Consider the following 5,986-nt stretch of genomic DNA (forward strand, 5'->3'; position numbering starts at 1 on the left):
TTGGACCAGTCAGATGAGGCTGCTCAGAGAGGCTCGGCTGAAGGCAGAGGAAGCGAAAGATAAGCAGCGTTTGGACAGTTTGAGCTTTGATATGTTTCTGGGACAGGGGTTATTTGACGACCAGCGTTCTGCGTTGTCAGAACCTGTTGTTCAAAGCTTACGGATTTTGTGAAAAGTGGGCTCACACTCACCGCTCGGTGCAGTTTCCGAACGACTGCTTTTGGACAAAAACCCATAACAGAATTCCCCTTCCAAAAACAATCCTTTGCACCGTGACACAAACGTAGGGTTTTGACTGAAACGGCAACGCTCTCCATGTCAATTCGCTGCGCGCGACATTAATTCGCGTCTCGTTGAGCACGTGATCATCATTGCGCAGGTGTCATGTCATCTGCTGCACCCTGTAAACGGCGTCTCCAAGAACTGCTTGTCGGTCAGCTTCATCAGGTCAGGGTTCATCTCGCTCTCGCCCTTGGGGGCATAGTAAAACGACGACCACGAGATCGACAGCACTGCACATTGCTTGCCAACGGACAGGCGGTGCAGGTTTGGTTCAATCAGCTTCCGCCTCACTTGCTGGCCTAAGGCTTGAGCGTTCTTGCCCAAAAACCACTGGCGATGGCCAGCGCCCCGATCTTGGCGTGCAGGTCTTCACCTGCTCTTCATTGACTTCCGGAGCCTTCCGGCCGCCGCGCTCAAATACACCAGACGCGCCTTCAAGCAGGGCACGCTTCCATTCGTGGATCATCGTCCATGCACGCGGAACCGGCTGGCCAGCTCGCTGAACGTATCTTCAGCCTTTCAGCGCTTCCAACGCCACCTTGGCTTTGAGCTCTGGATGATGTGGTGTCCGTTTCGACATATCTGATCTCCTTCTCGTCGCAGGCCCACAGACAGAAAATCGCGGCTGACGTCTGTGTACAAATCTCGTGTGAGTAGATCAGCCCTAGTTTATAAGTATATATGGGTTGAAAATACATGTAAGAGACTAATTTCTGACTGTTAGTGATGGGGATCCAAATTGACCAATACGCAAGCCACGGCGCAACCGAACACCCTACCGTCAAATGAGCCCGCAAAGCCCGAAGTGACCTACTCAGTCTCTGCGGGGCTCTCGATGCGGCTGCAAAAACTGGGGTTGTCTTTTGCCTTCTCGTCCTATCAGTCTGGGCTTTTGTACTTTGTGGGCTCCAAGCAGGACGACGGAATAAACATCCACCAAACCGCCTTACCTAAGCCCATGGGCATCAGTTTGAGCCGTGATGGCAGCCTTGCTTTGAGTTGTGCTTTCCAACTTATGCGGTTCGAGAATGCCTTGGCCCCTAACGAGCGTATGAACGGTGAATTCGATGCTTGTTTTGTTCCGCGCGAAATCAAAATTACGGGGCGGCTTGATGCGCATGATGTCGGGCATGAGGCGGATGGTGGCACCATTTTCGTGAACACCCGCTATAACTGTCTTGCGCGAACTTCGCCGCGTCATAGCTTTGAAGAAGTCTGGCGGCCAAATTTTATTTCCAGCTTGGTTGATGAAGATCGCTGCCACCTTAACGGCCTTGCTATGGAGAATGGGAAACCCCGATACGTTACGGCCATAAGCCGCTCAGACACCATCGACGGTTGGCGCGATCGGCGCGCCGATGGGGGCGTTGTGATTGATGTTGCGCAAAATAAAGTGGTTTGTGAGGGCCTTTCGATGCCCCATTCGCCCCGAATGCATAACGGCAAACTTTGGGTGGCCAATAGTGGAACGGGCGAATTGGGCGAAGTCGTCTTTGACGAAGGCGGTTTGGGTCGCTTTGTTCCGCGCGCGTTTTGTCCGGGCTTCTTGCGCGGCATTGCGTTTCACGATGGGTTTGCTTTTGTCGGCCTCTCCAAGCCGCGTTACGAACGATTTGAGGGGCTCGTATTGGAAGACCGCCTGAAGGCTGCAGATAGCGATGCCTGGTGTGGTGTGCAGATTATCGACCTAAACACCGGCAACTGTGTGGATTGGCTGCGCATCGATGGCGCCGTCTCAGAACTCTACGATTTGGAAATTATCGAAGGAATCCGTTGTCCTATGGCCCTGTCACCGGACACACCGGAGGCCGCCAATCTCATAACGCTTGCTTGCTGAAGTGAGAGCGTGTTAATGCTTCGTTGGTAAATACAACTTAAAGATTAGTGGTTAGTAAGGGGAAGTTGACATGAAACGGAAGTATGTGATCAAACCCAAGGGGTCTTTCGCACAGGTAGGCAACAAAAAACCCTTAAAATATTACGGTTTTTCAAGGTGCGGAGGCCGGTTAACCAAAGTTGCTGGCCAGGTTGCTAGTTGCGCGCCTGCAGCATCTCAGGTTGCAAACTTGCTTGGAACGTCGGCATCGATCGTGGCGTTGAAGACGGCACTCATTCTAGGTGGGAGCTTGGCCGGCGGAAATGCGTATGCGGGAAGTTGTGCCGAAACCACCATGGGTAGCGGTGTGTGGGCCTGTACTGGCCCTGCGGCGATCACAGATATAACGGAGGTACCAACTTCCGCATCAGGAGGTGCGCTTACAGTCACAACTGGTGCCGGTTTTGCGTTGACGCCAAGTTTGGACGACGCAATTAGGCTGGAAAACGGAATTGGCGATACCAGTATCACGTTTACGGATTCCAATATGGCGACCATAATGGGTGGGGGTTTAGGTCATGGGATACGCGCGGCTCAAGAGGGTAATGGGGCGCTGACGATAACGACGACAGGAACAGTTGGGACAACAGGCGCCGGCTACAATGGAATCGATGCGGTTGTGCTGTCCAATGGCACAGACATGACCATCTCGGCCCATAATGTGGATAGTGATGGCGGCGGGATTAGTGCGGGCTCAAATGGGGCAGGGTCAGGGTCAATCACTATTACGACGACAGGTACTGTAACTGCAGATTCTGACACCGGAATACGGGCGAGCCTAAACAATTACAACGGCCAGGATGTCACTGTATCAGCGGTTGATGTGACTGCAGGTGCATTTGGCATAATTGCAGAAAACTACGGAACAGGATCGGTAAATGTTACAACAACAGGGGCTGTCTCTGGTGCGTATGGCATGGGCATACGTGCAACCGACTATTTGGGGTACGGCGAAAATATGACAGTAACTGCCAACGATGTTTCGGGCAGTACATATGGTATTTACGTGGGCGCCCCCGGTAGTGGTGCGATAACGGTGACAAGTACGGGGACTGTATCTGGCGGGACCGGGGCAGGAATATCTGCATCGGGTTACTACAACGCCACGGGCGAAACTACGGGTACGGATATGACCATTACCGCCGTTAATGTTTCGGGTGGTACTGATGGAATTACTGCACTTCATGATGGCTCTGGCGACGCGCAAATCACCGTTACGGGAACAGTGACCGGCGGATCGGGTAGTGGGATTCGAGTGAGAAATGTGGACAGTGCCCCAGCAGATAGCCACGTTGTTGGTGCAGCGACCATCGTACTTAACGCTGGTGCGAACGTAAGTAGCTCTTCTGGTCAAGCCATCACAAATGATGATGGGGATTCCACCACGACAGTCAATTCTGGCGCTGTGGTTGCGGGCAGCATCGTGTTGGGCGGAGGAGCTGACAATCTAACGTTCTCAGGTGGAGATTTTTCTGCTGTAACCACGTTAGATGGTGGTGCTGATACCGACACTCTAACCTTTTCTGGCTCCAGCGGCGCACTGGCCGGTGCGGGGGTGACTGGTTGGGAGGATGTCGTTGTTGGGAATGGCGCGACGATTTCATTTAGCGACAACATGCTTAGCGCTACTCGCCTTTCAGTTTCGGGCGGTGGCACCCTCAATGCAATGGGCGGTCTTAATCTAACCGGTAACCTGTCGAACGGCGGCACGATCAACGCACAAGACGGCGCTACCGGAGACAGTATTTCTGTTTCTGGTAATTTTGTGGGGTCAGGATCTGTCATGATCGACGTCGATTTTGCAACTGACACAAGTGACACGCTTGTGATTGGCGGTGATGTATCCGGCGGGTCAACATCGATCCAGATTGCAGATGTTTCTTCAGGCGTAAGCTCCGGCAACGACGTTCTCGTGGTTGAAGTTCAGGGCACGACCGCCGAGGGAGACTTCCAGCTTGCTGGAGGGGCCTTTGCCAGTGGCGCCTTTAGTTACGATCTCGTTCTTGATGGTGCGCAATACCTCCTAAGAGGCGTTGGTTTGTCAGAAGATGCGAGCGTTTATGAAACCGCACTCATTGTTCTGAACAGCTTCAATCAGCTCTCCACATTTTCCCAACGGACACTAGGCCGCACGACGACCGAAAACAAGGTGGGTTGGTTACGCGTTCATGGCCGCAACCTAGATGCGCAAACCGAATCCGGCGGCGCAATGGATACCTCAATCTGGGGCGTTCAAGCCGGCGCAGACTTCTCCTCAGACAATACGCCCTGGGTATTTGGCGTGACCGTTCAATATGGTGATCTCTCGTCAGGCGTCACCAGTGAATTTGGCAATGGTAAAATCAACTCCACCGGATATGGCATTGGCGCGACGGCAACATGGCTTGATGGCGCAGGTACGTATCTTGACATCCAAGGGCAAGTAAACTGGCTTGATAGTGATTTCGCCAGCGGCGGAAGCAACCTTGCAACGGGACAATCATCAACCGCCTACGCCTTAAGTGTCGAAGCTGGTAAAACAATCGTGCTGTCTGATACGATTTCCATTGTTCCACAGGCGCAACTTATCTGGGGTCAAGTGAACGGCGGAAGCTTTACTGACAGCAATAGTGACGTTGTGAACTTGGGGACGGATAGCCGTCTCACGGGGCGCATTGGTGCCAGCTATGAACTGGTAGACACAGCTGAAGGCAAAAACTTGTATGTTGTTGGCAACATCCTGCATGATTTCTCTGGCAGCAGCACAGTCAGCGTTGGATCCGAAAGCTTCTCGGCTGAAACAGCGGCCAGCACATGGGCTGAAATCGGCGTTGGCGGCTCCTATGGGATAGGAAAATCTGAGCTGTTTGGTGAGGCTGCATACCGCACCAGCTTCGACGGCGCGTCCGGCAATAACAAAGGCCTCTCAGGAACCGTTGGTCTTAGAGTTCATTGGTAAAAACAAGATTAGGGCCCCAAGTTGGAGCCTTCATACCGGCGAATGGTAGCTGTTGGCCTGCGGGCCATTAGGAAAATTGAGTAAATAATAGCAAAGAGAATTCTATGCCGGATGACGACACAGAGTTTTTTCAGACAGCATAGGCTGTGGCGTGTAGCGCCGCGGGATGCCAGTATCTCCTTTGAAACGGTTGCAGTAATTTCGAGACGAGGATTTGTGAAGGTGAAGTAGCCCCTGAAAGTGGTCCACCAACTGGGATAGATTATCCCGTAAATTGGAGGATCAGCGATGGCTGGAAAGCGAGAGAAGCCCGAAGATATCGTATCGAAGCTTCGGCAAGTTGAAGTTCTGCAGGGCCAAGGGGCTACGATCGCGGAGGCGGTGCGTCAGATCGGCGTGACGCTGCAGACGTTTTATCGATGGCGTAAGCTTTATGGCGGGATGCAGTGGTCGCAACTCGCTCGGCTGAAAGAGCTTGAGAAAGAGAACCAGCGGCTCCGGCGGGCCGTTTCTGATCTGACACTGGACAAGCTCATTCTGTCCGAAGCTGCGAAGGAAAACTTCTAAGCCCTTCGCGGCGTCGCAAATGCATCGACCATTTGCGGCGGGAGCTTGGCGTATCCGAGCGCCGCGCCTGCCGGACTTTGGGTCAGCACCGATCCACGCAGCCCAAGGTGCCGTAGGGCCGGGCCGACGAAGATCGCCTGACGGACGACATCATCGAGTTGGCCGGCCAGTACGGGCGCTATGGATATCGCATGGTGACGGGTCTGCTCAACAACGCGGGCTGGTGTGTTAACCACAAACGGGTCGAGCGAATCTGGCGACCCGAAGGGCTGAAAGTGAGCGTCCGATGAACCCGCCCTGAGCAGCCTCATCTGACTGGTCCA

General features: G+C 53.5%; 3 protein-coding genes and 1 pseudogene. 3 read left to right on the forward strand and 1 reads right to left on the reverse strand.

Annotated features, from left to right (window positions below; all coding sequences use genetic code 11):
• Positions 1-387 precede the first annotated feature (387 nt).
• On the reverse strand, positions 388-573 hold the full coding sequence (locus tag FIL88_RS16485; RefSeq protein WP_142854985.1) for a hypothetical protein: 186 nt from the start codon (positions 571-573) through the stop codon (positions 388-390).
• 448 nt (positions 574-1,021) lie between these two features.
• Between FIL88_RS16485 and FIL88_RS16490 the strand changes: the two genes are divergently transcribed.
• From FIL88_RS16490 to FIL88_RS16500, 3 genes and pseudogenes are all read left to right on the forward strand, one after another.
• On the forward strand, positions 1,022-2,119 hold the full coding sequence (locus FIL88_RS16490; RefSeq protein ID WP_246066763.1) for a TIGR03032 family protein: 1,098 nt from the start codon (positions 1,022-1,024) through the stop codon (positions 2,117-2,119).
• 70 nt (positions 2,120-2,189) lie between these two features.
• Positions 2,190-5,096, forward strand: coding sequence for an autotransporter outer membrane beta-barrel domain-containing protein (locus FIL88_RS16495; RefSeq protein WP_142854986.1), 2,907 nt, complete (start codon positions 2,190-2,192; stop codon positions 5,094-5,096).
• Between the two features lie 288 nt (positions 5,097-5,384).
• Positions 5,385-5,950, forward strand: a pseudogene (locus FIL88_RS16500) (IS3 family transposase); the annotation flags it as partial.
• Between the last annotated feature and the right edge of the window lie 36 nt (positions 5,951-5,986).

This window comes from Aliiroseovarius halocynthiae, assembly GCF_007004645.1.
GTDB classification, from domain to species: domain Bacteria; phylum Pseudomonadota; class Alphaproteobacteria; order Rhodobacterales; family Rhodobacteraceae; genus Aliiroseovarius; species Aliiroseovarius halocynthiae.

What these genes read in the sequence shown, in the direction of transcription:
- FIL88_RS16495 (WP_142854986.1), top strand. Translation starts at nt 2,190, where the DNA reads ATGAAACGGAAGTATGTGATCAAACCCAAGGGGTCTTTCGCACAGGTA.